General features: G+C 72.6%; 20 protein-coding genes and 1 tRNA gene. 8 read left to right on the plus strand and 13 right to left on the minus strand.

The genetic code is table 11. From position 1 onward, the window contains the following. Nucleotides 1-215: 215 nt before the first annotated feature. Together OG389_RS30545 and OG389_RS30550 are read right to left on the minus strand one after the other, a co-directional pair. Nucleotides 216-1,040, minus strand: coding sequence for a helix-turn-helix domain-containing protein (locus OG389_RS30545; protein WP_328301677.1), 825 nt, complete (start codon nucleotides 1,038-1,040; stop codon nucleotides 216-218). A 23-nt stretch (nucleotides 1,041-1,063) separates the two neighbouring features. Continuing rightward, a complete protein-coding gene (locus OG389_RS30550) occupies nucleotides 1,064-2,884 on the minus strand; it encodes a hydroxysqualene dehydroxylase (protein ID WP_328301678.1) in 1,821 nt (606 codons plus the stop codon). Between the two features lie 223 nt (nucleotides 2,885-3,107). Here OG389_RS30550 and OG389_RS30555 point away from each other — a divergent pair, with 223 nt between their 5' ends. Both OG389_RS30555 and OG389_RS30560 read left to right on the plus strand, forming a co-directional pair. Next, entirely contained in the window at nucleotides 3,108-3,413 is a 306-nt protein-coding gene (locus OG389_RS30555) for a 4a-hydroxytetrahydrobiopterin dehydratase (RefSeq protein ID WP_328301679.1), read from the plus strand. A gap of 41 nt (nucleotides 3,414-3,454) precedes the next feature. Continuing rightward, on the plus strand, nucleotides 3,455-4,195 hold the full coding sequence (locus OG389_RS30560) for a class I SAM-dependent methyltransferase (protein ID WP_328304223.1): 741 nt from the start codon (nucleotides 3,455-3,457) through the stop codon (nucleotides 4,193-4,195). Nucleotides 4,196-4,262: 67 nt separating this feature from the next. On the opposite strand, the gene OG389_RS30565 is transcribed toward OG389_RS30560, so the two are convergent. The 8 genes from OG389_RS30565 to OG389_RS30600 all read right to left on the minus strand — a co-directional run bounded on the left by OG389_RS30565 (nucleotide 4,263) and on the right by OG389_RS30600 (nucleotide 14,770). After that, the gene (locus tag OG389_RS30565; RefSeq protein ID WP_328301680.1) at nucleotides 4,263-4,691 is read right to left on the minus strand and encodes an RICIN domain-containing protein; all 429 of its coding nucleotides are present in this window, start codon (nucleotides 4,689-4,691) and stop codon (nucleotides 4,263-4,265) included. An 8-nt stretch (nucleotides 4,692-4,699) separates the two neighbouring features. Continuing rightward, nucleotides 4,700-5,548 carry an aldo/keto reductase gene (locus OG389_RS30570; RefSeq protein WP_328301681.1) on the minus strand — a complete coding sequence of 283 codons (849 nt, stop codon included), beginning with the start codon at nucleotides 5,546-5,548 and terminating at the stop codon, nucleotides 4,700-4,702. 155 nt (nucleotides 5,549-5,703) lie between these two features. Further along, the gene (locus tag OG389_RS30575; protein WP_328301682.1) at nucleotides 5,704-6,483 is read right to left on the minus strand and encodes an ABC transporter ATP-binding protein; all 780 of its coding nucleotides are present in this window, start codon (nucleotides 6,481-6,483) and stop codon (nucleotides 5,704-5,706) included. Next, nucleotides 6,480-9,356, minus strand: coding sequence for an ABC transporter permease subunit (locus OG389_RS30580; RefSeq protein ID WP_328301683.1), 2,877 nt, complete (start codon nucleotides 9,354-9,356; stop codon nucleotides 6,480-6,482). The genes OG389_RS30575 and OG389_RS30580 overlap by 4 nt, the downstream gene beginning before the upstream one ends. A gap of 16 nt (nucleotides 9,357-9,372) precedes the next feature. After that, complete coding sequence (locus OG389_RS30585; protein ID WP_328301684.1) at nucleotides 9,373-10,635, minus strand: ABC transporter substrate-binding protein; 1,263 nt, start codon at nucleotides 10,633-10,635, stop codon at nucleotides 9,373-9,375. Between the two features lie 131 nt (nucleotides 10,636-10,766). Next, nucleotides 10,767-12,590, minus strand: a complete 1,824-nt coding sequence (locus OG389_RS30590; protein ID WP_328301685.1) for an AMP-dependent synthetase/ligase — start codon at nucleotides 12,588-12,590, stop codon at nucleotides 10,767-10,769. A 99-nt stretch (nucleotides 12,591-12,689) separates the two neighbouring features. Further along, nucleotides 12,690-13,337, minus strand: a complete 648-nt coding sequence (locus OG389_RS30595; RefSeq protein ID WP_328301686.1) for an NADPH-dependent F420 reductase — start codon at nucleotides 13,335-13,337, stop codon at nucleotides 12,690-12,692. Between the two features lie 581 nt (nucleotides 13,338-13,918). Beyond that, nucleotides 13,919-14,770 (minus strand): LysR substrate-binding domain-containing protein, encoded by an 852-nt coding sequence (locus OG389_RS30600; protein ID WP_328301687.1) that lies wholly within the window; start codon nucleotides 14,768-14,770, stop codon nucleotides 13,919-13,921. A 165-nt stretch (nucleotides 14,771-14,935) separates the two neighbouring features. On the opposite strand from OG389_RS30600, the gene OG389_RS30605 reads away from it, so the two are divergent. The 3 genes from OG389_RS30605 to OG389_RS30615 all read left to right on the plus strand — a co-directional run bounded on the left by OG389_RS30605 (nucleotide 14,936) and on the right by OG389_RS30615 (nucleotide 16,916). Next, on the plus strand, nucleotides 14,936-15,976 hold the full coding sequence (locus OG389_RS30605; RefSeq protein WP_328301688.1) for a bile acid:sodium symporter family protein: 1,041 nt from the start codon (nucleotides 14,936-14,938) through the stop codon (nucleotides 15,974-15,976). Nucleotides 15,977-16,073: 97 nt separating this feature from the next. Further along, nucleotides 16,074-16,505 (plus strand): (2Fe-2S) ferredoxin domain-containing protein, encoded by a 432-nt coding sequence (locus OG389_RS30610; RefSeq protein WP_328301689.1) that lies wholly within the window; start codon nucleotides 16,074-16,076, stop codon nucleotides 16,503-16,505. 147 nt (nucleotides 16,506-16,652) lie between these two features. Then, nucleotides 16,653-16,916, plus strand: a complete 264-nt coding sequence (locus OG389_RS30615; protein ID WP_328301690.1) for a hypothetical protein — start codon at nucleotides 16,653-16,655, stop codon at nucleotides 16,914-16,916. Nucleotides 16,917-16,976: 60 nt separating this feature from the next. On the opposite strand, the gene fdhD is transcribed toward OG389_RS30615, so the two are convergent. Then, nucleotides 16,977-17,810 (minus strand): formate dehydrogenase accessory sulfurtransferase FdhD, encoded by an 834-nt coding sequence (gene fdhD / locus OG389_RS30620; protein ID WP_328301691.1) that lies wholly within the window; start codon nucleotides 17,808-17,810, stop codon nucleotides 16,977-16,979. Between the two features lie 205 nt (nucleotides 17,811-18,015). On the opposite strand from fdhD, the gene OG389_RS30625 reads away from it, so the two are divergent. Further along, a complete protein-coding gene (locus OG389_RS30625; RefSeq protein WP_328301692.1) occupies nucleotides 18,016-18,957 on the plus strand; it encodes a beta-ketoacyl-ACP synthase III in 942 nt (313 codons plus the stop codon). Between the two features lie 28 nt (nucleotides 18,958-18,985). Here OG389_RS30625 and OG389_RS30630 read toward each other — a convergent pair whose 3' ends face one another. Then, on the minus strand, nucleotides 18,986-20,158 hold the full coding sequence (locus OG389_RS30630) for a low temperature requirement protein A (protein WP_328301693.1): 1,173 nt from the start codon (nucleotides 20,156-20,158) through the stop codon (nucleotides 18,986-18,988). Nucleotides 20,159-20,461: 303 nt separating this feature from the next. Here OG389_RS30630 and OG389_RS30635 point away from each other — a divergent pair. Further along, a tRNA-Leu gene (locus tag OG389_RS30635) sits at nucleotides 20,462-20,546 on the plus strand. A 58-nt stretch (nucleotides 20,547-20,604) separates the two neighbouring features. Further along, nucleotides 20,605-21,009 (plus strand): DUF4440 domain-containing protein, encoded by a 405-nt coding sequence (locus tag OG389_RS30640; RefSeq protein WP_443059367.1) that lies wholly within the window; start codon nucleotides 20,605-20,607, stop codon nucleotides 21,007-21,009. A gap of 150 nt (nucleotides 21,010-21,159) precedes the next feature. On the opposite strand, the gene OG389_RS30645 is transcribed toward OG389_RS30640, so the two are convergent. Then, nucleotides 21,160-22,329, minus strand: coding sequence for an agmatine deiminase family protein (locus tag OG389_RS30645; protein ID WP_328301694.1), 1,170 nt, complete (start codon nucleotides 22,327-22,329; stop codon nucleotides 21,160-21,162). Nucleotides 22,330-22,398: the final 69 nt, after the last annotated feature.

The raw sequence follows: 22,398 nt of genomic DNA on the forward strand, positions 1-22,398 counted from the left end.
TGCTCTGTGTGAAGCCTATCCCCCGGTTCCGTTGCGGAACAGGGTGCCCCCCAACCTTTCTTGCCGTCCGTCTCAAAAAAGGTGGGGACGCGGCATGCGCACCACGGCCCCGGCGCCCCTCGGCCGGCTGCTCGGAGTCGGGCAGGGGCTGCCGCTGGGGCCGGGCCGTCCTCAGCCTCGTCGCCCTCCTCCAGCGGCTGGCGCCGCGGGCACGCTCAGGGAATCAGTGACCGCAGGTACTTCGCCGTCGCCGGGTCGGCCGGGAGCAGTGTCTCGATGGCCAGCTCGGCGACGGTCACGTCCATCGGCGTGTTGAAGGTCGAGATGGAGGAGACGAAGGAGAGCAGGTGTCCGTCGTGCTCGATCCGCAGGGGGAGCGCGATGTACGGGACCGCCTCGTCCGGTCCGGTGCCGTCGCCGGTGCCGTCGCCGCCGGGGCGGTCCGGCGACGCGGCCACCGGATACGCCGCCACCTCCTCGTACAGGGCGCGCAGCGGCGCCGAGCGGGCCAGTGCGATCTGCCGCTCCATCTGGGCCAGCAGGTGACCCCGCCACTCGGGCAGGTTGCGGATCCGCGGGGCGAGACCCTCCGGATGCAGGGTCAGCCGCATGGCGTTCAGCGGTCCCGCCAACAGGTGCTCGGGCAGCCCCTCCATCAGCATCATGATCCCCCGGTTGGCCGCCACCACGTCGTACGTGGAATCCACCACCAGCGCCGGGTACGGCTCGTAGCCGGTCAGCAGCCGCTCCAGCCCCTCGCGGAGCACGCCCATCGAGGGGTCGTCCAGCGGGGTGTGCGCGTACCGCGGCGCGTAACCGGCCGCCAGCAGGAGGGCGTTGCGGTCCCGCATCGGTACGTCCAGATGGTCCGCGAGGCGCAGCACCATCTCCTCGCTCGGCCGCGAGCGGCCGGTCTCCACGAAGCTGATGTGCCGGGAGGAGGAGTCGGCGCGGCCCGCCAGCTCCAGCTGGCTGATCGCGCGCCGCTCCCGCCAGGTGCGCAGCAAGGTGCCTACCGTCAACGGCGCAGCAGTCGTCATGCCACGACGTTAGCCCAGCCGGGTCACCCCAGGTCGAAGACGTTCCGCAGGCCCAGCCGGTAGCGCCACAGGTCGTGCCGTTTGAGGGACTCCACCTCCGGGGCCCGGTACAGCGGTTTCACCGTGCACCGCCCGGCCGCCGAACCGTCTCGTTCCAGGAGGGAGTTGACCGCCGCGCGGGCCGAGGCGTTGGCTCCTTCCATCGTCGCCAGGTCGATGTCGACGGACACGTAGTCCCCGCTGAGGAAGAAGTTCGGGATGCGGGTCCCCGCGCTCGGTCGGTTGTGGAAGGTCCCGGTCGGATGGATCAGCAACTGGTCCTGGTTGGTCGGGTGCGGCGTGCCGATCCCGTCCACCCCCGGGTCCAGGAACCACGAGTGCAGCTTCCCGTCCGACAGCAGGGTCTGCCCGGTGTCGTTGAGCGAGGCCTTCAGCTGCGCCCACACCTCGCGTGCGACCTCCTCGCGGGTGCACTCCTTGGCCGTCTTCCCGTACAGGATCCCGGGTTTGTCCCACTCGGAGATGTCCACCGACAGGCAGTCCACCGCCGTGCCGTCCCCGTAGTCGGCCGGGAAGTTGCGCGAGGTCCAGTGCTCGGCCTGCTGGATCGCGGTCAACGACCAGGGCGAGTCGATGCAGTTGAGGTGTCCGTGCACGAGGGCCGCGCGCTCGGTGAGGTAGAACTGGATGCCGGTCATCCAGTCGGTCTCCAGCAGGTCGCACCTCCCGAGCATCGGGTCGGCGGCCCGCAGCGCCGGGCTCCAGGTGCGGCGGGCGTGCTCGACGGGCAGCGCGCTGACGTAGTGGTCGGCGGTGACGGTCCGCGCGGCGCCGGCCGGGTCCTCGACCAGGACCCCGCTCACGCGGCCGTCCCCGTACCGGACCTCGCGCACCGTCCAGCCGATCCTGAACTCCACGCCGAGCGAGCGCAGATGGGTCTCCCACGGGTCGATCCAGGCCTCGTTGGTCGGCAGGTTCAGGATCCGGTCCGGCGGGCCGTCCGCGCCGCGCCCCAGCAGGTTGAAGACGAAAGCCTCGCCCAGCGTGCCGACCGTACGGGTGGAGGCCTCCTCTGCCTTGGTCGCCACGATGTTGCGCGTGACGCCGATGGCGAGGATGCGCTGGTACTCGCTCGACATCCGGGCGGCCCGGGTGAACTCCCACCACGGGGTGCGCTCCCACTGCTCGTCGCGCCGCTCGTCGCAGCTGGTGAGGAAGACGAGCGCGCGGTCGACGAAGTACGCGGTCTCGTGCGGCGGCAGCCGGACCAGCGACTGGAGGATCCCGGTGAGGGCCCGGCGCAGTTCTTCGGGGGTCAGCTCGGCGGGGGAGTGCTCCGGCCAGGGGATCGGTGCGCGCAGGTCCTCGCGGCCGCCCGCCCGGGCGAACATCATCTCGCGCGGGGCCACCAGGTTGTCCCAGACGCCGTTGGCGTTGCCGGGGAAGGGGATGCGCCGCATCGTGTCGGGCAGGTTGTGGTAGATCCCCGGGATGAAGCGGAAGCCGTGCTCGGCGGGGAGCGGGCGGCGCCCGCCCCGGGCGCTGTCGGGCACGTTCATGCTGCGGGCCTTGCCGCCGAGCGCCCGGCGCTCGTACACGGTGACGGCGTAGCCGCGTTCGGCCAGCTCGTGCGCGGCGGTGAGGCCGGCGACCCCGCCGCCGAGGACCGCCACGCTGCGGGGCGGCCCGGCCGCGGCGGGCCTGCCGGCGGCCTTCGCCGCGACCCCGGCGGCTCCGGTGGCGGCTTCGGCCGGGGTGGCCAGGGCCCCGGCGCCGGATAACGCGCCCGCGGTGGCCGCGGCCCCCGCGATGAACGTGCGCCTGGAATTTCCTGTGCGCGTCACGATGATGCTCCCTCGGTACCAGCGGCACCGCCAGCGGTATTACCAGCGGTAACAGTCACGTCCGGCGCAGGAGCATAGGGGCGCCACGATGGTCACGGAAGGCGCGGAAGTACCCGCACGCACTATGGCGCGAAACCTTCCCTCCAGCCCGAGCTGTGGGAACCTTGACCTCACGTCAGGTCAATCGGGCAGTCGCGTACGCGTATGGGGAAGGAGCCTGCGGATGTCGAGCGAGCCGCTGTCGCAGAAGGAGATCGAGGACCGGTTGCGGGAACTCCCGGGCTGGGCCTTCGAGGACGACCGCATCTTCCGCACCTACCGGCTGGGCAGCCACTTCGCGGCGAGCGCCCTCGTCAGCCACATCGCCTCCGTGCAGGAGGAGTTGAACCACCACTCCGACCTCACCCTCGGCTACAACACCGTCCGCGTCTCCATGAACACCCACGACGCCGGGGACGCCGTCACCGACGCCGACTTCGCCCTGGCCGAGCGCGTGGAGTCCCTCGCCCCCGCCCACGGCGCCGCCTGATGCCGTGGGCCGTGCCGCCGCGTGACCCGGTGCCGCGGGCCCTGCTCGACTACGACGCCGAGGCCGGGGCCTACGACGCCACGCGTGGCGGGGTCCCGCGCGCCGAGGCCGCGGCCGCCGCTGTCCTCGGCCTGCTCCCGCCGGTCACCGCGACCCTGCTCGACCTCGGCTGCGGCACCGGCATCGTCACCACCCGCATCGCCGCCACCCGCCCCGGACTGCGCGTCCTCGGGCTGGACACCTCGCACGGGATGGCCGCCGTCGCGCTCGCCCGGGGGGTCCCGGTGGTCCTCGCCTCCGGGACCCGGCTCCCGGTCCGCGCGGGCTCGCTCGACGCGGTGAGCGCGGTCTGGCTGCTGCACCTGCTGCGGGCACCGGGTGCGGTGGCCGCCGTGATCGCCGAGGCCGGGCGGGTGCTGCGGCCCGGCGGGGTGTTCGTCACCACCGTCGACAAGGACTCCGCCCACGACGTCGGCAGCGACATCGACGCCGTGCTCGCACCCCACCTCACCCCGACCCCCGCCGACGCCGCGGCGGAGGTCGCCGCCCACGCGGCACCGGCCGGCCTGCGCCCGGCCGGTGAGGCCCACTTCACCGGCCACGGCCAGGGGCGCACCCCGCGCCGGAGCGCGGCCGCGCTGCTCGCCGGGCAGTACGCCTCCCGGGTCCGCCCGCGCGGAATCTCCCCGCGCGAGCTCGCCGACCGGCTGGAACTCCTCCCGGACCAGGACACCCCGCGCGCGGAACCGGCGTACCGGCTGCGCGCCTTCGTACGGGACTGACCGGCGCGGGCCCGGCGCGGGGGCACGGACGGCCCGGCACCCGCGCCGGGACACGGCCTGACAGGCCCTAGACCGGCTCCAGGCGCCACCACTGGGCCGGTGAGTCGGTGTCCTCGTACTGGCGGGCCCGGCCCTCCGCGTCCGCCTCCAGCGGCAGGCCGCTGATCGCGGCGATCAGTGAGACGACGCCCGGGTCGTCGAGGTGCTCCTCGACGACCCACTCCTGCGCCCCGAAGGCGTTCGCCTTCCACACCTGGACCCGGCTGCCGCTCTCCGTCGAGGCGTTCGCCACGTCGAGCCGCTTGCCGTTGTGGACGCTGACCAGGTGGAAGATCCCGCCGCCGCTGTGGACCGGCGTGATCTCCCACAGCCGGGCCGCGGCCGGCTCGCCGTCCGGCCCGACGCACACCCGGTTGCCGCTCTCCACCTGGAGCAGCAGCCCGCTCGCCGCATTGCGTACCCGGTACACGCCGTCGGGCGCCGTCCGCTCGCTCATCGAGGAGCTCAGAAGTCGAACTCGGCCGGGTCGGGACCGATCCGGCGGCCCGCCGCACTCGCGCCCAGGGCGTCCAGCGCGGCGATGTCGGCTTCGTCCAGCTCGAAGCCGAAGACGTCCAGGTTCTCCCGGATCCGCGCGGGGGTCACGGACTTGGGGATCACGACGTTGCCGAGCTGCAGGTGCCAGCGCAGCACCACCTGCGCGGCCGAGCGGCCGTGCTTGCCGGCGATCGCGGCGACGGCGGGCAGGGTGAGGAGCTCCTTGCCCTGGCCGAGCGGGGACCAGGCCTCGGTGGCGATGCCGAGCCGGGCGTGCACGGCGCGCAGCTCGTCCTGCGGGAAGAGCGGGTGCAGCTCGATCTGGTTCACGGCCGGGACCAGGGAGCTCTCCGCGCCGAGCCGCTCCAGATCGGCGGGGCGGAAGTTCGACACGCCGACGGCCTTGGCGCGGCCGCTCGCGGCGATCTCCTCGAAGGTCTTCCAGATGGTCAGGAAGTCGTCGCGCATCGGGCGCGGCCAGTGGATCAGGTACAGGTCGATCTCGTCGAGGCCCAGCTTGGCCAGCGAGGCGTCGAACTCGCGCAGCACGCCGTCCCGGCCCCAGGTCTCGGACTTGCCGTTCCACAGCTTGGTGGTGACGAACAGATCCTCGCGCGGCACCCCGGAGGCGGCGACGGCCTTGCCGGTGCCCACCTCGTTGCCGTAGATGGCGGCCGTGTCGATGCTGCGGTAGCCCGCCTCCAGCGCGGTCGCGACGGCCTGCTCCGCCTCCGCGTCCGGGACCTGCCAGACGCCGTAGCCGAGCTGGGGCATGAGCGTGCCGTTGTTGAGCTTGATGCCGGGGACCTGGTTCACGTCGGTCGTTCCTCGAGTCGTCGCTGGTACGGGTGCTGACTGCTGGTACGAAGGCTCGTACGACCGGCGACAACCGGACTCCCGCGTGGCCTATTCCCGCCGCACGGGTGAAATCCGTACGGCGGGAATGGGCCAGCGCCCCCTGGGCCGGGGCCTCACGCCCCCAGGTACGCCTCCCGCACCCGTGCGTCGGCCCGCACCTCGGCGGCCGTGCCCTCGGCGAGCACCGTTCCCAGGTCCAGGACGACCACCCGGGTGCAGAGATCCATCACGAAGGCCACGTTGTGCTCGACCAGCAGCACCGCGCAGCCCTCCTCCGCGGCGAGCCGGCGCACGACCGCCGCCAGCTGCTCGCGTTCGGGAGCGGACATCCCCGAGGCGGGTTCGTCCAGCAGCAGCACCCGGGGCGGATCGGCGACGGCCCGGGCCAGCTCGACCATCCGGGCCCGTCCCACCGGCAGTCCGCCGGCGTACGAGTCCCCGAGCGCGCCGATGCCGCAGTCGGCGAGCACCCGCGCGGTCCGCTCCCGCCGCTCCCGCTCCTTGCGGCGCCGGGTGGGCGAGGCGACCAGATCGGCGGCGAAGCCTCCGCCCCCGCCCCGCCACTCCTGCGCGACGAGGACGTTGTCCGCGACGCTGAGCTGCCCGAACAACTGCTGGCGCTGGAACGTCCGGCGCATCCCGTGCCGGGCCCGCCAGACAGGCGAACGGCGGGTGATGTCCGTCCCGTCGAGCATCATGTGCCCCTGGTCGGGGCGGCGGATCCCGGACAGGACGTCGAACAGCGTGGTCTTCCCGGCCCCGTTCGGCCCGATCAGCCCGCACACCTCGCCGGCCCGGATCCCGAGGTCGACGCCGGTCAGCGCCCTGACCCCGCCGAAGCGGACGCTGATGCCGCGGGCTTCCAGCACGTGGTCGCGCTCGTGCTCGCTCATGTCGCCATCCCCAGATAGGCCTCGGTCAGCCGGTCCGCCTCCACCTCGGAGCGAGGGCCGCACCAGGAGACACGGCCCTGGGAGAGATAGGCGACGGTGTCGGCGATCCCGAGGATCTCGGCCGCCTTCTCCTCCACGAGCAGCAGCGCGGTCCCGGCGGCGCGGAGCTCGGTGAGCAGCCCGTACACCTCGTCCACCACGCGCGGTGCGAGCCCCAGCGAGGGCTCGTCCGCGATGAGCACCCCGGGCGGCCGCTGCAACAGCGGTGCCAGGGCCAGCATCTGCTGCTCCCCGCCCGACAACGCCCCGGCGGGGACGGTACGGCGCTCGCGGAGCCGGGGGAACCGGTCGTAGACGGCATCGCGTTCGGCCGGGTCCTTCAGGTACAGGGCCAGGTTCTCCTCGATGCTGAGGGAGGGGAAGATCCCCCTGCCCTCGGGCGCGAGCAGTACCCCGGCCCGGGAGCGGCCCACGGCTCCGTCGCGGGTGGCGTCGCGGCCGCCGACGTGGACGGTCCCGCCGGTGACGGGCAGCGCGCCGGCCGCCACCCGGCAGGCGGTGCTCTTGCCGGCTCCGTTCGGGCCGAGCACCGCGAGGATCTCCCCCTTGCGGACGAGGAGGTCCACACCGTGCAGCACGAGCCCGCCGTCGTACCCGGCGGTCACGCCGCGCAGCTCCAGGGCGTGCGCGGGTCCCCTCCCCGCGGGGCCACCCCCCACCGAGGTCGGCGCCCCGGTCCCTCCGGACCCCCGCGCCTCGAACGCCGGCGGGGCTGAATTCCAGCCCGCCCGGCGTTTGCGGGCCGGGGCCCGGGGCGGAGCCCCGGTTTCGGGAAGGGGCGGGGTGGGGGAAGGCCCCGCGGGGCCTTCCCCCCCCCCGCCGCCGACCCGGGCCGAGGGAACACCCCCGGCGTCCCTCCGGCCCCCGGCATTCCCCCGGCCCCCGACCGCCCCGCCGGCCAGGGCTGCCGCCCGGCGCTTCGCCAACCGGACCGGGACGGCCGCGCAGTAGCCGTCCGGGTCGTTGGCCAGGGCCAGACCCGCCAGCCCGAACAGGATCACCGGCAGGTGCGCCGACTCCGTCACGTAGTCCGCCATCACCCGCGGAGCGACGGCGAAGACCAGCCCCGCCACCACCGCGTACTGGGGCCGGCGGACCCCCGCCGCGACGACCACCGCCAGCCACACCAGCCCGGTCATCGCCGTGAAGTCCGTGGCGGTGATGCGGGTGTTGTACGAGGCATACAGCACGCCCCCGAACCCCGCCAGCCCCGCCGACAGGGTGAACAGCAGCAGCTTCGTCCGCAGCACGGACACCCCGGAGGCCATCGCGGCCGCGGGGGCCGACCGTACGGCGAGCATCGCCCGGCCCGAAGGGGAGGCCCGCAGCGCGCTGAGGCCGGCCGCGACCAGGGCGACCACGACCACCAGGGCCACCCCCAGCGCCCGGTCGTCGGAGAGGTCCACCGGACCGACGACCGGGCGCGGCACGGACCACCCCGAGTCCCCGTTGCGCAGCCACCGCATCTGGAACAGCACCTGGTCCGCGAGGAAGGCCAGCGCCAGCGTCGCCAGTGCCAGGGACCGCCCGCCGAGCCGCAGCGCGGGCAGTGCGACCAGCGCTCCCAGCACGGCGGCCACGCAGGTCCCGACCGCCAGTGCCGCCACGAACGGCCAGCCGCGGCTCATCAGCAGCCCGGCCACCAGCGCGGCCCCGGTCACGAAGGTGCCCTGGGCCAGGGACACCATCGCGCCGAGCCCGGTGACCACGGTGAAGGACATGAACACCAGGGCCAGCGCGAGCCCCTGGGCGAGGAGCCCGCTCCAGAACGGCGTGGTCACGGTGTAGAACGCGATGCCCAGCGCCAGGCCCAGGCCGGCCCACACCCCCCACCGCCGACCCCACGAGGCCCCGGCCAGGTGATCCACCGGGGCCACGTCCACGGCGGCGGTCCCGGCGGTCCGGGCCCGACGGGTGAGTACGAGGAGCCCTCCGAACAGGATCAGGAAGGGCACGGCCGTCCTGAACCCGGTGATGGAGTCGGCGAACGAGGCGTAGCCGACGACCAGGTTCTGCAGCACCCCCAGCCCCAGCCCGCCCGCGAACGCGAGCGGTACGGAGGCGAACCGTCCGATCACCGCGGCCGTGGCGGACACGAACAGGAACAGGGTGAAGTCGTGCGCGGACAGCCCGAGCAGCGGTGTCGCCAGCACCCCCGCCAGCCCGGCCAGTCCCGAGGCGATCATCCACGCCACCGAGGACAGCCGGTCGGCGTCGATCCCGCGCAGCTCGGTGAGCGAGCGGTTGTCGACGGCCGCGCGCAGCCGCAGCCCGAGCCGGGTGTGTCGCATCAGCACCCACAGGGCCACCGCCACCGCGGCCGTGGCCAGCCAGGTGATCAGCTGGTCGGAGTCGATGCCCACGTCGGCGGTGAGCTGCCAGGACTGCGCGGGGCTCGGTCCCACCCCGGGCAGCCCGAACTGGTTCTCCGCCGGCTCGAGCGGAGCGCCCGCGTCCCGCAGCAGTTCCACCACCCACAGGCCGGCCGCGGGCAGGGCCACCAGCAGGCCGATGGTGGCCACGATCTGCGCCGTCTCGCCGACCCGCGCGAGCCGGCGGAACATCAGCCGGTCCAGTGCCCAGCCGAGTCCGGGCGCCAGGACGAGGACCACCAGCAGCGCCGCCGGGACGGCCGGCCAGCCCAGCCCGGAGTGGAGTTCGTAGAAGGCGAGCGCGGACAGGTAGGCGGTGGCCCCGTGCGCGAAGTTGAACAGCCCGGACGCCGAGTACGACAGCACCAGCCCGGTGGCGAGCAGTGCGTACAGGGCGCCGGACACCAGACCGCTCAGTACGAAGGCGAGCAGATCTCCCATGCGGATTCCCGTACCCCTACTTGAAGGGGATGGGCTCGTAGCACTTGAACGGTACGGAGACCTCGTACGCGCCGTTCTTCAGCTGGACGAGCGCCCCGCAGCCGAAGCTGTCCTTCTGGCCCTTGGGCTCCGAACGGTCGCCCACGAGCGTGGCGTTGTCGGAGAAGCCCTGCGCGGCGGTCTGGAAGGACTCGACGGTCAGGTCCTTGCCGGCCTTCTGCGCGATGGACAGGAAGAGGTCGGCGGACATGTAGCCGGTCAGCATGTGCATGTTGAGCGGTACGTCCTTGCCGCCCGCGGCGGCCTTGATGTCGGCCTTGAACTGGGCCATCTTCGGGTTCGTCGACTCGAACGGCTCGAACTGCAGCAGGACGTGCACGCCGTCGAGGGCCTGCCTGGTGGCGTCCTGGGCGAGCAGGCCCGGGTCGTAGTCGGTCGGGTCGGAGAGCAGCCCCTTGTACCCGCTGCGCTTGAGCGAGGTGAACAGCCCGATGTTGTTGGGGGTCTGCATGACCGAGACGACGGCGTCCGGGGCTTTGCCGTCGTTGCTCCCGAGGATCTCCTTGACGTACGCCGACCAGTCGCTCGGCACGGCGGTGCCGGGCACCGAGGCCTTGGCGTAGACGACCTTGAACCCGGCACTGGTGAAGCCCTGCTGGAAGGTGCGCACGCCGAACTTCCCGGCGTCGCTGTCATTGGCGATGATCGCGACGGACTTGCCCTGGGCTCCGCCGAGCACCTTGCCGATGCCCTCCGGCCAGGTCTGGTTGATCGTTCCGCCGGGGGTGGGGACGAGGCAGCCGTTGAATCCGTAGATGTACTTGGGGCCGCAGAAGGAGGGGAGCGTGCCCCAGCCGAAGGTGGGGACCTTCTCCTGTTCCAGGAAGTCGGCGCCGGAGAAGGTGACCGAGCTCATCGGGGAGACCGCGAAGACCTTGTCCTGCTGGACGAGTTTGCGGGCCGAGGCCAGGTTCTTGGCGGGGTCCTGCCCGTCGTCCTCGGCGCCGATGTAGTCGATCTTGCGCCCGTTGACGCCGCCCTCGGCGTTGGCTCTCAGGTAGCGGGCCTTCGCCCCGAGGTCGGTGTCCTTCTTGCTGTAGCCACTGGCGCTGGTCATCGACACGATGCCGCCGACCTTGATCGATTCGGCGCTCACACCGCGGGAGGTGCCGGCGGCTCCCGGCTTGGCGGGGGAGGAGCTGTTGGAGGCGGAGTTGCAGGCGGATACGAGCGCGAGCGTCGCCGCCGCGGCGGCCAGGGTGCGGATCGGTCGCAACATGTGTGGATCCCCTCCGTCGGAATCCCCGCATTCTGTGCGCGACCTGACGCATCGTCAATATCAACGACAAGTAAAGTGACGGCCCGTCAGGTAACGGTTCGGACCGGTGGGCCGATCGCGTCGTACGCCCGTCAGGACTGGTAGAGGGCCGCCACCTCCTTGGAGTAGGCCTCCTCTATCGCCCGCCGCTTCAGCTTCAGCGAGGGGGTCAGCAGCCCACGCTCCTCCGAGAACTGTTCGGCCAGGACACGGAACGTACGGATCGACTCGGCCTGCGAGACCAGGGTGTTGGCCGCCACCACCGCCCGGCGCACCTCCGCCGTCAGATCGGGGTCGAGCACCAGGTTCGCGGCCGGCAGCTGCGGGCGGCCGCGCATCGCCATCCAGTGTGCGACCCCCTCCATGTCCAGGGTGAGCAGGGCCGCGATGAAGGGCCGGTCGTTGCCCACCAGGACGCACTGCGAGACGAGCGGATGCGAGCGGACCCGCTCCTCCAGGGCCGTCGGCGCCACGCTCTTGCCGTTGGAGGTCACCAGGATCTCCTTCTTGCGCCCGGTGATCGTCAGGTACCCGTCCGCGTCGAGACGCCCCAGGTCCCCGGTGGCCAGCCAACCGTCGCGCAGGACCTCCTCGGTGGCGCGCGGGTCGTTCAGGTACCCGGCGAAGACGTGGCGGCCGTGCAGCCAGATCTCCCCGTCCTCGGCGATGTGCACCGTACTGCCGGGGATCGGCCGCCCGACGGTGCCGTACTTCGTGGCCCCGGGCGGGTTCGCGGTGGCCGCCGCGCAGGACTCCGTCAGCCCGTACCCCTCGAAGACCGTGACCCCGGCACCGTCGAAGAACAGCCCGAGCCGCCGCGACATCGCGGACCCGCCCGACATGGCGTGCCGGACCCGGCCGCCCAGGGCGTCGCGGACCTTCCCGTACACCAGCTTCTCGAACAGCTGGTGCTCCATGCGCAGCTTCGCCGAGGGCCCGGGCCCGAGGCCGAACGCCTTCTGCTCGCGCGCCTCCGCGTACCGTACGGCCGTGTCCACCGCCCGGTCGAAGGGGCCGGTGCGGCCCTCCGCCTCGGCCTTGCGGCGGGCGGCGGCGAACACCTTCTCGAAGACGTACGGGACCCCGAGCACGAACGTCGGCCGGAACGCGGCGAGGTCCGGCAGCAACTCGGCCGCCGCCAGCACCGGCTGGTGCCCGAGCTTCACGCGGGAGCGGACGGCCGCCACCTCCACCATCCGCCCGAAGACGTGGGCGAGCGGCAGGAACAGCAGGGTGGAGGGCTGTTCGCCCGGCCCGGCCTGGAAGACGGACTCCCAGCGGGTCACCATCGTGTCGGCCTCGAACATGAAGTTGCCGTGGGTCAGCACACAGCCCTTGGGACGCCCGGTGGTCCCCGAGGTGTAGATGACGGTGGCCGTCGCGTCGGGAGTCACGGCGCCCCGGTGGCGGTGCACCACGTCCTCGGCCACCTGCAGGCCGTCCTGGACGAGCCCGTCCACCGCGCCCGCGTCCAGCTGCCACAGCCGGCGCAGCCGCGGCAGCCGCTCGATGACCGACCCGACGGTCATGGCCTGGTCCTCGTCCTCGACGATGCAGGCCGTGCACTCGGAGTCGTACAGGATCCAGTGGACCTGCTCGGCGGAGGAGCTGGGGTAGACGGGGACGGGCTGGGCGCCGATCGCCCACAGGGCGAAGTCGAAGAGCGTCCACTCGTACCGGGTACGGGACATGATCGCGACCCGGTCCCCGAAGCGGATGCCGTGCGCCAGCAGCCCCTTGGCCAGCCCGACGACCTCCGAGGCCAGTTCGCCCGAGGTCACGTCCCGCCAGACCCCGTCGCTCTTGCGGCCGAGCACGACCCGGCCGGGGTCCTCGCGGGCGTGGAGGAAGACGACATCGGCCAGACCGCCGACGGGTGAGCCCGTGACGGCCGGTGGGACGGTGATCTCGTGCAAGGTCCCGCTCCTCTCCGTGCGGCGCGGTGACGCTATCCCACGCCTCCCCGCAAGTGATCACGGAAGGGAGACCTCCACAAGACCTCCCCAGCGGCGCGTCTAGGCCGTGACCACGGAAAGGTTGAAGTCCACCGGGCCGAGCACCCCGTAGAGGCGCAGCCACAACGCCATCAGGGCCTCGGTGGCGCGGGCGCTCGACAGGTCGCCCAGATCGATGATCTGGGAGGGCCCCCAGCCGAAGGAGCGCAGCAGTGCGGCGGTCTCGGCCTTCGCGTCGGCGTCGTCGCCGCTGACGAACACGTTGTGGTGGCCGGGCACGCGGCCGGGCTCGACCATGACGGCGTTGTTCATGGTGTTGAGGGTCTTGACGACCCGGGCCCCGGGGAACGCCTTCTGGAGCTGCTCGGCGATGCTGTGGCCGTCCGGGGTGACGACCCTGGGGGGAAAGCCCTCGGAGAAGTCCAGTGCGTTGGAGACGTCGACGACGGTCTTCCCCTCGAGGTTGGCGGCGCCGGCGGCCTCCAGCACGGCGAGGGAGACCAGCCCGCCGGTGGCGTTCACGACGAGCTCGGCGGAGGCGGCGGCGTCGGCGAAGGTCCCGTGGGCGCCGCCGGTCTCACCGGCCCACTTCCGGGCATCGGCGTTGTCCGCCGTCCGGGATCCCATCGTGACCTGGTGTCCGACCGCGACGAGCTTCCCGGCCAGCTGCCGGCCGACCTCGCCGGTCCCGAGTACTGCGATCCTCATGTGCGCCCCGTCCCCGTATCCCGATGTCCCGTTCCGTACGAATCGCCGCTCGGCGCGGGCCGGTTGGCGTAGGGCGACCCTAGGCGTACGCGCTCCCGCCCGGCAGCACATTCCGGCCGTGGCCGGGTAACGATTCCCGACCACCCCACCACCGGCGCCCGGCCCCGCGGCCCGCGCCTCAACTGCCGGCGGAGCTTGATTTTGGCCGGTGCAGGTCTGCACGTGCTTGCGGTGAGGCGGGCTGGAATGCCCGCAGGGCAATTCCAGCCCCTCCGGCGTTTGAGGAGCGGGGTCTGGGGCGGAGCCCCAGGGGCCTCGGGCGGAGCCCGGGTCCAAGGGTCCGGGCTCCGCCCGGGGAACGGTGGAGGGGCGGGTAGGGGACACCCCCGCAGGGCAGCGGCACCCCGGTCCCGGTCCCGGTCCCGGTCCCGGTCCCGGTCCCGGTCCCGGACCGGTCGGTCGGGAGAGCCGCGTCCCCAGCCCGGGCGCGGAGCCCCAGCGGGAGCAGGCCCGACCCCCGCGGCGCACCGCCGGGTCCTGGTTGTGCGGGGCACCTCCGGCGCCGGGTTCGCGGACCCCCGCTACGCGGCGCGCGTGAGTCGGTCCGCGCCCGAGAGGATCGCCGCGGCCAGGGCTTCCGCGGCGGGTGACACGCGGGGGCCGCGCAGCAGCGCGAACTCCACCGGGCCGAGCTCCGGCAGGCCGCCCACGCGGGCCAGCCCCGGCGGGATCAGCCCCCGGGTGTGGGCCATCACGCCCAGCCCCGCCCGCGCCGCCGCGACCAGACCGCTCAGGCTGCCGCTCGTACACGCGATCCGCCACGGCCGCCCGTCCGCCTGCAGTACGTCCAGCGCCCGCGCCCGGGTGATCCCCGGCGGCGGGAACACGATCAGCGGAACCGGCCGGTCCGGGTCCACCCGCAGCCCCTCCGCCCCGATCCACACCATCCGGTCCCGCCACACGAGCCGTCCCCGCTCGTCCCCGTCCCCGCGCCGCTTGGCGAGTACGAGGTCCAGGCGCCCCGCGTCGAGCCGCTCGTGCAGGGTTCCCGACAGCTCCACCGACAGTTCCAGCTCCACCTCGGGGTGCTCGTGGCGGAAGGACTCCAGGATCTCCGGCAGCCGGGTCAGCACGAAGTCCTCCGAGGCGCCGAAGCGCAGCCGGCCCCGGATCCGGGTCCCCGTGAAGAAGGCCGCCGCGCGCTCGTGCGCCTCGAGGATCGAACGGGCGAAGCCGAGCAGGGCCTCGCCGTCCTCCGTGAGTTCCACGCTGTGCGTGTCGCGGAGGAACAGCGGTCGGCCCGTGGCCTCCTCGAGCCGCCGCACGTGCTGGCTGACCGTGGACTGCCGGACGCCGAGCCGGGTGGCGGCCTGCGTGAAGCTCAGCGTCTGGGCGACGGTGAGGAAGGTGCGCAGCTGAACGGGGTCGTACATACCGGACACCCTACGCCCGTTCATCGCGATTCGTGATGACAGTCAGAGCGGTGTACGGGTTTCCCGATCACCACCCCACCGTCCACGATGGAAGGGAAGCCCGACCGACCCCGCCCCGACCCCGCCCCGACCCACCCCAGCCGCCCCGAGCAAGTGAGCATCCCCATGCGCCGCCCGCACCTCCCCGCCCGGCTCCCCGTGGACCCGTTCATCCTGGGCCTGCTGGCCACCGTCGGCGTCGCCGCCCTGCTGCCCGCCCGGGGCGCGGCCGCCTCCGTCGCGGAGGCCGCCTCCACCGCGGCCGTGGCCCTGCTCTTCTTCCTCTACGGCGCCCGGCTCTCCACTCGTGAGGCCCTCGACGGCATGCGGCACTGGCGGCTCCATCTCACCGTGCTCGCCTGTACCTTCGTCCTCTTCCCCCTCCTCGGCCTCGCCGCCCAGGTGCTGGTCCCCACCCTCCTGACGCGCCCGCTCTGCAGCGGCCTGCTCTTCCTCTGCCTGGTCCCCTCGACCATCCAGTCCTCCATCGCCTTCACCTCGATCGCCCGCGGCAACGTCCCCGCCGCCATCTGCGCCGGTTCCTTCTCCAGCCTCATCGGCATCTTCCTCACCCCCCTCCTCGCCGCCGGCCTGCTCGGCAACAGCGCGGGCGGCTTCTCCCTCGACTCGCTGCTGAAGATCGTCCTCCAGCTGCTCCTGCCCTTCCTCCTCGGCCAGGCCCTGCGCCCCTGGGTCGGCGGCTTCCTCGTCCGCAACAAGAAGGTCCTCGGCTACGTGGACCGCGGCTCGATCCTGCTCGTCGTCTACTGCGCCTTCGGCGCGGGCGTGGTCGCCGGGATCTGGCACCAGGTCAGCGTCCCGCGCCTCGGCGTGCTGATGGGGGTGGAGGCCGTGATCCTGGCCGCGATGCTGCTGGTCACCTGGTACGGGGCGAAGCGCCTGGGATTCGGCCGCGAGGACCGGATCGCCATCCAGTTCGCGGGGTCGAAGAAGAGCCTGGCCGCCGGACTCCCCATGGCCAGCGTGCTGTTCGGCGCGCAGGCGAGCCTCGCCGTGCTGCCGCTGATGCTGTTCCACCAGATACAGCTGATGGTCTGCGCGGTCCTGGCGCGCCGCCGGGCCCAGGACCCGGAAGCCGCGGAAGCGGCAGAGGCCGCGCAGGCCACCCGGGCCGCGCAAGCCCCGCAGGCAGCACCGACCGCGTAACCGCCCGGCCACCCCTTCGGCCCCTGGGCCGGGCATGTGGCGGAGGTCTCGCGAACCCCCCAACACCCCGTCCCCCCGGGCCCGGTAACGTGCGGCGGTGACCTGGATACGCCCGCTCTCCGCCCACGCCCCGCGCCCCTGCACCCTGGTGGTCTGCCGGGGCTGCTGCTGCGGCGACCCCCGCAAGAACCCCGGCACCGACCACGCGGGCCAGCTGGCCCGGCTGCGCGAGGCCGCCGCGGCCTCCGGCGGGCGCCTGGCCGTCCGTACGACCGACTGCCTCGGCCCGTGCGCGCAGGCCAACGTCATCGTGGTGCAGCCCACCACCGAGGCCCGCCGCCGGGGCGCCCGCGCGACCTGGTTCGGCTGGGCCCTGGACGACACCGCCACCGACGAGATCATCGCCTGGGCCGAATCCGGCGGCCCCGGAGCCACCCCCGTCCCGCCGACCCTCGATCTGCACCGCATCGACCCCCCGATCCCGAAGCCGGCCGCACCGGGCTCCCGCCGCGGCCGCCGGGGGCGCTGAAAAGCCGACGGGGGCGCGCGGGGCCCGGTCGGGACGCCGTAAGCGCGGAGGGGGTTCGGGGGCCGAAAGCGTTAGAGCGGCGAAATGTCGCCTTCTTCTAGCTTCGGGGTGTCAGTCGAACCCCCCCCATGGCAAGGAGCTCCCCCCATGAAGATCAGCAAGCGCATCGCCGCCACCTCGGCCGCCGTCCTGCTCGGCACCCTCGCCCTCGGCGGTGGCGTCGCCAACGCCGCGGACGGCGGTGGCAAGGCCGCGCCGCAGAAGACGGTCGAGGCCGCCCCGGGCGCCGACCACGTGGCCGCCAAGAAGATCGAGCCCGCCTCCAAGGCCAACCCGTACAGCCAGACCGTCGAGGCGAAGCCTGGCACCGCGCACACCGGGGCCGGCGTCCCGGCCGACAAGCGGAAGTAGTCCTCGGCGGGGCGGGGGCCGGCATCGGCCCCCGCTCGATGCCCCCGCCCCGCGGCGGCCTCACTGCGCCAGGACGATCCGCTCCTCGCCCGCGTAGATGTTCATGTCCCCGCCCCGCAGGAACCCGACGAGCGTCAGCCCCGACTCCAGAGCCAGGTCCACCGCCAGCGAGGACGGCGCGGAGACGGCCGCGAGGACCGGAATGCCCGCCATCACAGCCTTCTGCGCGAGCTCGAAGGAGGCCCGGCCCGACACCAGCAGGACCGTGCCCGCCAGCGGCAGCCGCCCGTGCCGCAGCGCCCGCCCGACGAGCTTGTCCACCGCGTTGTGCCGCCCCACGTCCTCCCGTACGTCGATCAGCCCGCCCTCCGCCGAGAACAGCCCGGCACCGTGCAGCGCGCCCGTGCGGTCGAACACCTTCTGCTCCGCGCGCAGCCGGTCCGGCAGCTCACCGAGGACCCGCGCGCTCACCCGTACGGGATCGTCCGCGAGCCCCGGGAACAGGGTCGCCGTGCGCACGGCGTCCAGGCTGGCCTTCCCGCACAGGCCGCACGAGGAGGTGGTGTAGACGTTCCGCTCCAGCGTGATGTCCGGCACCGGAACTCCCGGGGCCAGCTGTACGTTCACCACGTTGTAGGTGTTCGATCCGTCCTCGGTGGCGCCCTCGCAGTAGGTCACCGCCCGGACGTCGGAGGCCGAGCCGAGGACGCCCTCGCTGGCCAGGAAGCCCACGGCGAGCGCGAAATCGTCACCCGGGGTCCGCATCGTGATGGCCAGCGGTTTGCCGTTCAGTCGTATCTCCAGCGGCTCTTCGGCCACCAGGGTGTCCGCCCGGGAGCCCGCCACGCCATTCCGGATCCGGACGACGCGACGGCGTTCGGTGACCCGTCCCATGTGATCAGCCCACCCGTTCTGTCCTTGTCATGCGCCTGGGTCGTCCATTCTCCCGGATCCGCTTCGGGTACCTTCCCCGGCTGGAAGATCCTCGGGAAGCTCCAAATTCAGGGCACCTAATCCTGTCGGGTCACGCGCCCTCGTACCCGTCGGTAGCAGGCAAAGCTGGTACATCCTGACTGCCTTACAAGGGGGGACCCCGCCCATGACCGGTTCACGCGTGGTGGCGCTAGGGCACTACCAGCCCGCGAAAGTGCTCACCAACGAGGACCTCGCGGCCATGGTGGACACCAACGACGAGTGGATCCGCTCCCGCGTCGGGATCAGGACCCGCCACATCGCGGGCCCCGAGGAGCCGGTCGACGAGCTGGCCTACCAGGCCGCCGGCAAGGCCCTCGCGAGCGCCGGACTGACCCCGGACGACATCGACCTCGTCCTCGTCGCCACCTCGACCGCGATCGACCGTTCCCCCAACATGGCCGCCCGCGTCGCGGCCAAGCTCGGCATGGGCGGCCACCCCGCCGTCATGGACATCAACGTCGTCTGTTCGGGCTTCACCCACGCCCTGGCCACCGCCGACCACGCGATCCGGGCCGGCGCCGCCACCCGCGCCCTGGTGATCGGCGCCGACAAGATGACCGCGATCACGGACTGGACCGACCGCACCACCTGCGTCCTGACCGGCGACGGCGCCGGCGCGGCCGTGGTCGAGGCCTGCGAGGAGCCGGGCATCGGCCCGGTCCTGTGGGGTTCGGTGCCCGAGATGGGCCATGCGGTCCGCATCGAGGGTTCGCCGCCGATCTTCGCCCAGGAGGGCCAGGCCGTCTACCGCTGGACCACCAGCCAGCTCCCCCCGCTCGCCCGCAAGGTCTGCGAGAAGGCCGGGGTCACCCCCGAGGACCTGGCCGCGGTCGTCCTGCACCAGGCGAACCTGCGGATCATCGAGCCGCTCGCCGCCAGGATCGGCGCCGTCAACGCCGTCGTCGCCCGCGATGTCGTCGACTCCGGCAACACCTCGGCCGGCTCCATCCCGATGGCCCTGTCCAAGCTGGTCGAGCGCGGGGAGATCCCCTCCGGGGCGCCCGTCCTCCTCTTCGGCTTCGGCGGCAACCTCTCCTACGCCGGCCAGGTCATCCGCTGCCCGTAGCCCCGGCCCCGGCGGAGCCGGCCCCGGCTCAGGCGGAGCCCTCCGGCCGAAGCGAAGCCCCGGCCGAGGCCGCCGGCCGCGTGCCCCGGACCTCCGCCGCCAACGCGGCCAGGAGCACCAGGACGAGCCCGCTCAGCTGCCAGGCGGCCCCGAGCCGCATCCCGGCCCCGGCGGTCGCCAGTACGGGTGCCACCGCGAGCGCGCGGAACCGTACGGGCCGGATCCCCAGCACCAGCCGGAAGGCGACGTCCCCGGCCAGATAGCAGGCGACGCCGCCCGCGAGCGCGAGGGCGGGGCCGGCCGGCAGCTGTTCGCCCAGGTGCCCGATGCTCTTCTTCACGCCCGCCGAGAACGCGGCGATGCCGAGCAGCATCGGGATGAAGGCGTAGTAGTACGCGCGCAGCGCCAGCTTGAAACGCCGTTCCGGGGGAGTGCTCGCGAAGACGTGCTCGGCGCGCCCCTCGTCGCGCACGAAGTACATCCACCACAGGGCGGCCCCGACGGCCAGCGTCAGGAAGGCGCCCGCGGCGATCCCGAAGGTCAGCGGCAGCGATCCCACCCCGATGCCGATCGCGATCACCGATTCACCGAACACGATGATCAGCAGCAGCCCGTGCCGCTCCACGAAGTGCGCGGCGCCGATCCCGCCGAGTTGCTCCTCGATGGTCGTCCCGGCGGCCGCACCGGCTCCGGAGGCCGTCGCCCGCCGCGAGATGGCGGGCGTGACGAACTGGAACAGCAGCGCCAGCGCCCACAGCCCCAGGGCCGCGGCCCCGTCGAAGAGCCCGGCGGCCGTCACTGACAGCGCCGACAGCGAGTTCGGCAGCGCGAACCACAGCACCCCGCGCCCGTGGGCCTGGCTGTACAGCGCGCTGTGCGTGATCACGACGACCAGGTAGCCGAGCCCGAAGGCGACCCCGCCGTCACCGAAGGCCGTCGGCACGGCCAGCGCGCACACGAGGAACGCGCCCATGGCGAGCAGGAGCAGCAGCCGGCGCACGGGCCGGTCGGGGGGCACCTGGTTGGTCAGGTAGGCGTAGCCGCCGTACATCCAGAACAGCACCGTGAAGATCAGCAGCACCCGCGCGGCGCCGCGCGGGGTGAGGTCGTCCGCGAGCAGCACCGTCAGCTGGGTGATGGTGAAGACGAAGACGAGGTCGAAGAAGAGCTCCAGCGTGCTGACGCGATGCTCGGATTCCATACGTGATTCCCCCTGGACTCAAACGTGCGGCGCCCATCCGATCGCCTCGGAACGCCGCTGTCCAGCGGGTATCAGCATCCGGGAGCTCTCGGGTCCCGGCGACCCGGTGACAGGGGAGCGCGTCAACACCGCCACCAGTGGCGAGACGTAACGTCTCGCTCGGCCCGCGGGGTCCGCCCCGGACATGCCCGCAGGTCAGCGCGGCGCGTCGAACCCAGGCCGGTCGAAATACCTGGTCGGAACCCCGCCGAACCTTTGCTATTGTTGTCCATGTCGCCGCGGGAAACCGGGGCCGATCACCTGGTCCGGGTGGCGGAATGGCAGACGCGCTAGCTTGAGGTGCTAGTGCCCTTTATCGGGCGTGGGGGTTCAAGTCCCCCCTCGGACACAAGCGAGAACCCCACTTCGGTGGGGTTCTTTTGCGTTCCACTGTGGGAGGGGTCCCCGTGTCCGGAGTCAAGGCCGAACTCGACGAGCTGATGCGCGTCTTCCTCGGCGCGTTCACCAATACCGCCGGCGCGCGGCCGAACCTCGACGCGATCCGCGAGGTGTTCATTCCGCAGGGAATGATCATCAAGAACGTCGGGGCCGAGCCCGTGGTCTACGACCTCGACTCGTTCGTCGAGCCCCGGGAGAAGATCCTCACCGACGGGACGCTGACCGAGTTCCACGAATGGGAAGTCGCCGAGCGGACCGAGATCTTCGGGTCGATCGCGCACCGGTTCAGCGAGTACGGCAAGTCCGGTTACCTCGAAGGCGAATGGTTCGAGGGCTCGGGCCGCAAGACCACCCAGTTCGTCCGGACCCCTGCCGGCTGGCGGATGAGCGCGATGGCCTGGGACGACGTGTAGCCCGCCAACCGGCCGACCCGGCCGGGCCGGTGGCGGCCACGTGCCGCGAAACGCCGTACGGCCCCCCGCGGACCGCGGGAGGCCGTACGTTCCTACCGTGCCGACGGCCTGGCGGTCCGGCGGCCCAGTGTTCCGGTGCTGGGGGATTCGTTACGCGACCGGCTGCTGCTGGGTGACGCAGTGGATGCCGCCGCCGCCCCCTCCGAGGCTGTCGATGTTGAGCTGCTCGACGACCCGGCCCGGGAAGATCTGCTGGAGGGTCCTCCTGGCCGCCGCGTCCGCGGTGCTGTCACCGAACTGCGGGGCGATGACCGCGCCGTTGCACACGTAGTAGTTGGCGTAGGCAGCCACGAAGTCGGGGTTGGTGGAGCGGATCCTGTCGTAGTCCGGCCCCTGCAGCTTGGTCACCGCGACCGTGTGGCCCTGGGCGTTGGTCGTGGTCGACAGGATCTGGTACTGCCGGCGCGCGTCGTTCGACCAGGCGTCGGTGTCCTTCGCGAGCGGCATCTGTACGAGCCCCGCCCCCTCGGCGAGGAACCGGGAGGTCGCGTCGACGTGGTCGTCGGTGATGTCCCTGCCGAGGACGCCCTTGAACCAGACGACCTTGGAGGCACCGAAGGCGGCGCACATGGCCGCTTCCAGTTGGGCCTGGCTCACACCCGGGTTGCGGTCCGGGTTGATCAGGGAGCTGCGGGTGGCCATCAGGGTGCCGGCGCCGTCCGTCTCCACCGCGCCGCCCTCCCCGGTGAAGGAGGCCGTGCTGAACGGCACTCCGGCGTAGGCGGCGACCCGCCCGGCGACCAGGGCGTCCTTGGCGTGGGTCTGCTGGTTGCCCCAGCCGTTGAAGTTCAGGCCGACCGCGTCCAGGCCGCCGGATCCGTTGGTGCGGAACACCGGGCCGCTGTCGCGTATCCAGCAGTCGTCGACCGGGATCGTACTGATGACGGTGACGGCCGAACCGCAGGCGCTCTTCGCCTTCGAGAGGCTCGCGGCGTTGGCACACATGACGACCGGCTCGTACTTCGCGATGGTCTTCGCGATGAGCGCGATGTTCGCCTGGACCCCGGAGAGCTTGCCGCCCCAGATGGCGGAGCTGTCGGGCCACGCCATCCAGGTCCGGGTGTGCCGGACGGTGTCGATCGGCACGGCGAAGCCCCCGGCTCCGGCCCCGGCCGCCGCCCCGGCCGCCGCCGCGGCCGACGGACGGACGGCTGCGAAGGCCTGCCCGCCGACCGATGCCAGGGCGGCCCCGGCGGCCGTGAGGCCCGCGGCCGTGAGGAACCCGCGTCTGTCCAGCTTCCTGGCTACGTGCTCGTTCATCTCTGATCTCCGATCAGTCATGAGGGGTGCGCGAATGCGTGGATCTGATGAACCGATGGGCGTGGGCGC

The sequence above is a fragment of the Streptomyces sp. NBC_00435 genome, from assembly GCF_036014235.1.
Lineage (GTDB): Bacteria > Actinomycetota > Actinomycetes > Streptomycetales > Streptomycetaceae > Streptomyces.

Bases quoted from the DNA above. Each gene is read 5' to 3' on its own strand.
- OG389_RS30600 (WP_328301687.1), bottom strand. From the start codon at position 14,770: ATGTACGACCCCGTTCAGCTGCGCACCTTCCTCACCGTCGCCCAGACG.
- OG389_RS30595 (WP_328301686.1), bottom strand. From the start codon at position 13,337: ATGAGGATCGCAGTACTCGGGACCGGCGAGGTCGGCCGGCAGCTGGCC.
- fdhD (WP_328301691.1), bottom strand. From the start codon at position 17,810: ATGGGACGGGTCACCGAACGCCGTCGCGTCGTCCGGATCCGGAATGGC.
- OG389_RS30630 (WP_328301693.1), bottom strand. From the start codon at position 20,158: ATGGAATCCGAGCATCGCGTCAGCACGCTGGAGCTCTTCTTCGACCTC.
- OG389_RS30625 (WP_328301692.1), top strand. From the start codon at position 18,016: ATGACCGGTTCACGCGTGGTGGCGCTAGGGCACTACCAGCCCGCGAAA.
- OG389_RS30605 (WP_328301688.1), top strand. From the start codon at position 14,936: ATGCGCCGCCCGCACCTCCCCGCCCGGCTCCCCGTGGACCCGTTCATC.
- OG389_RS30585 (WP_328301684.1), bottom strand. From the start codon at position 10,635: ATGTTGCGACCGATCCGCACCCTGGCCGCCGCGGCGGCGACGCTCGCG.
- OG389_RS30615 (WP_328301690.1), top strand. From the start codon at position 16,653: ATGAAGATCAGCAAGCGCATCGCCGCCACCTCGGCCGCCGTCCTGCTC.
- OG389_RS30580 (WP_328301683.1), bottom strand. From the start codon at position 9,356: ATGGGAGATCTGCTCGCCTTCGTACTGAGCGGTCTGGTGTCCGGCGCC.
- OG389_RS30575 (WP_328301682.1), bottom strand. From the start codon at position 6,483: ATGAGCGAGCACGAGCGCGACCACGTGCTGGAAGCCCGCGGCATCAGC.
- OG389_RS30645 (WP_328301694.1), bottom strand. From the start codon at position 22,329: ATGAACGAGCACGTAGCCAGGAAGCTGGACAGACGCGGGTTCCTCACG.
- OG389_RS30565 (WP_328301680.1), bottom strand. From the start codon at position 4,691: ATGAGCGAGCGGACGGCGCCCGACGGCGTGTACCGGGTACGCAATGCG.
- OG389_RS30545 (WP_328301677.1), bottom strand. From the start codon at position 1,040: ATGACGACTGCTGCGCCGTTGACGGTAGGCACCTTGCTGCGCACCTGG.
- OG389_RS30555 (WP_328301679.1), top strand. From the start codon at position 3,108: ATGTCGAGCGAGCCGCTGTCGCAGAAGGAGATCGAGGACCGGTTGCGG.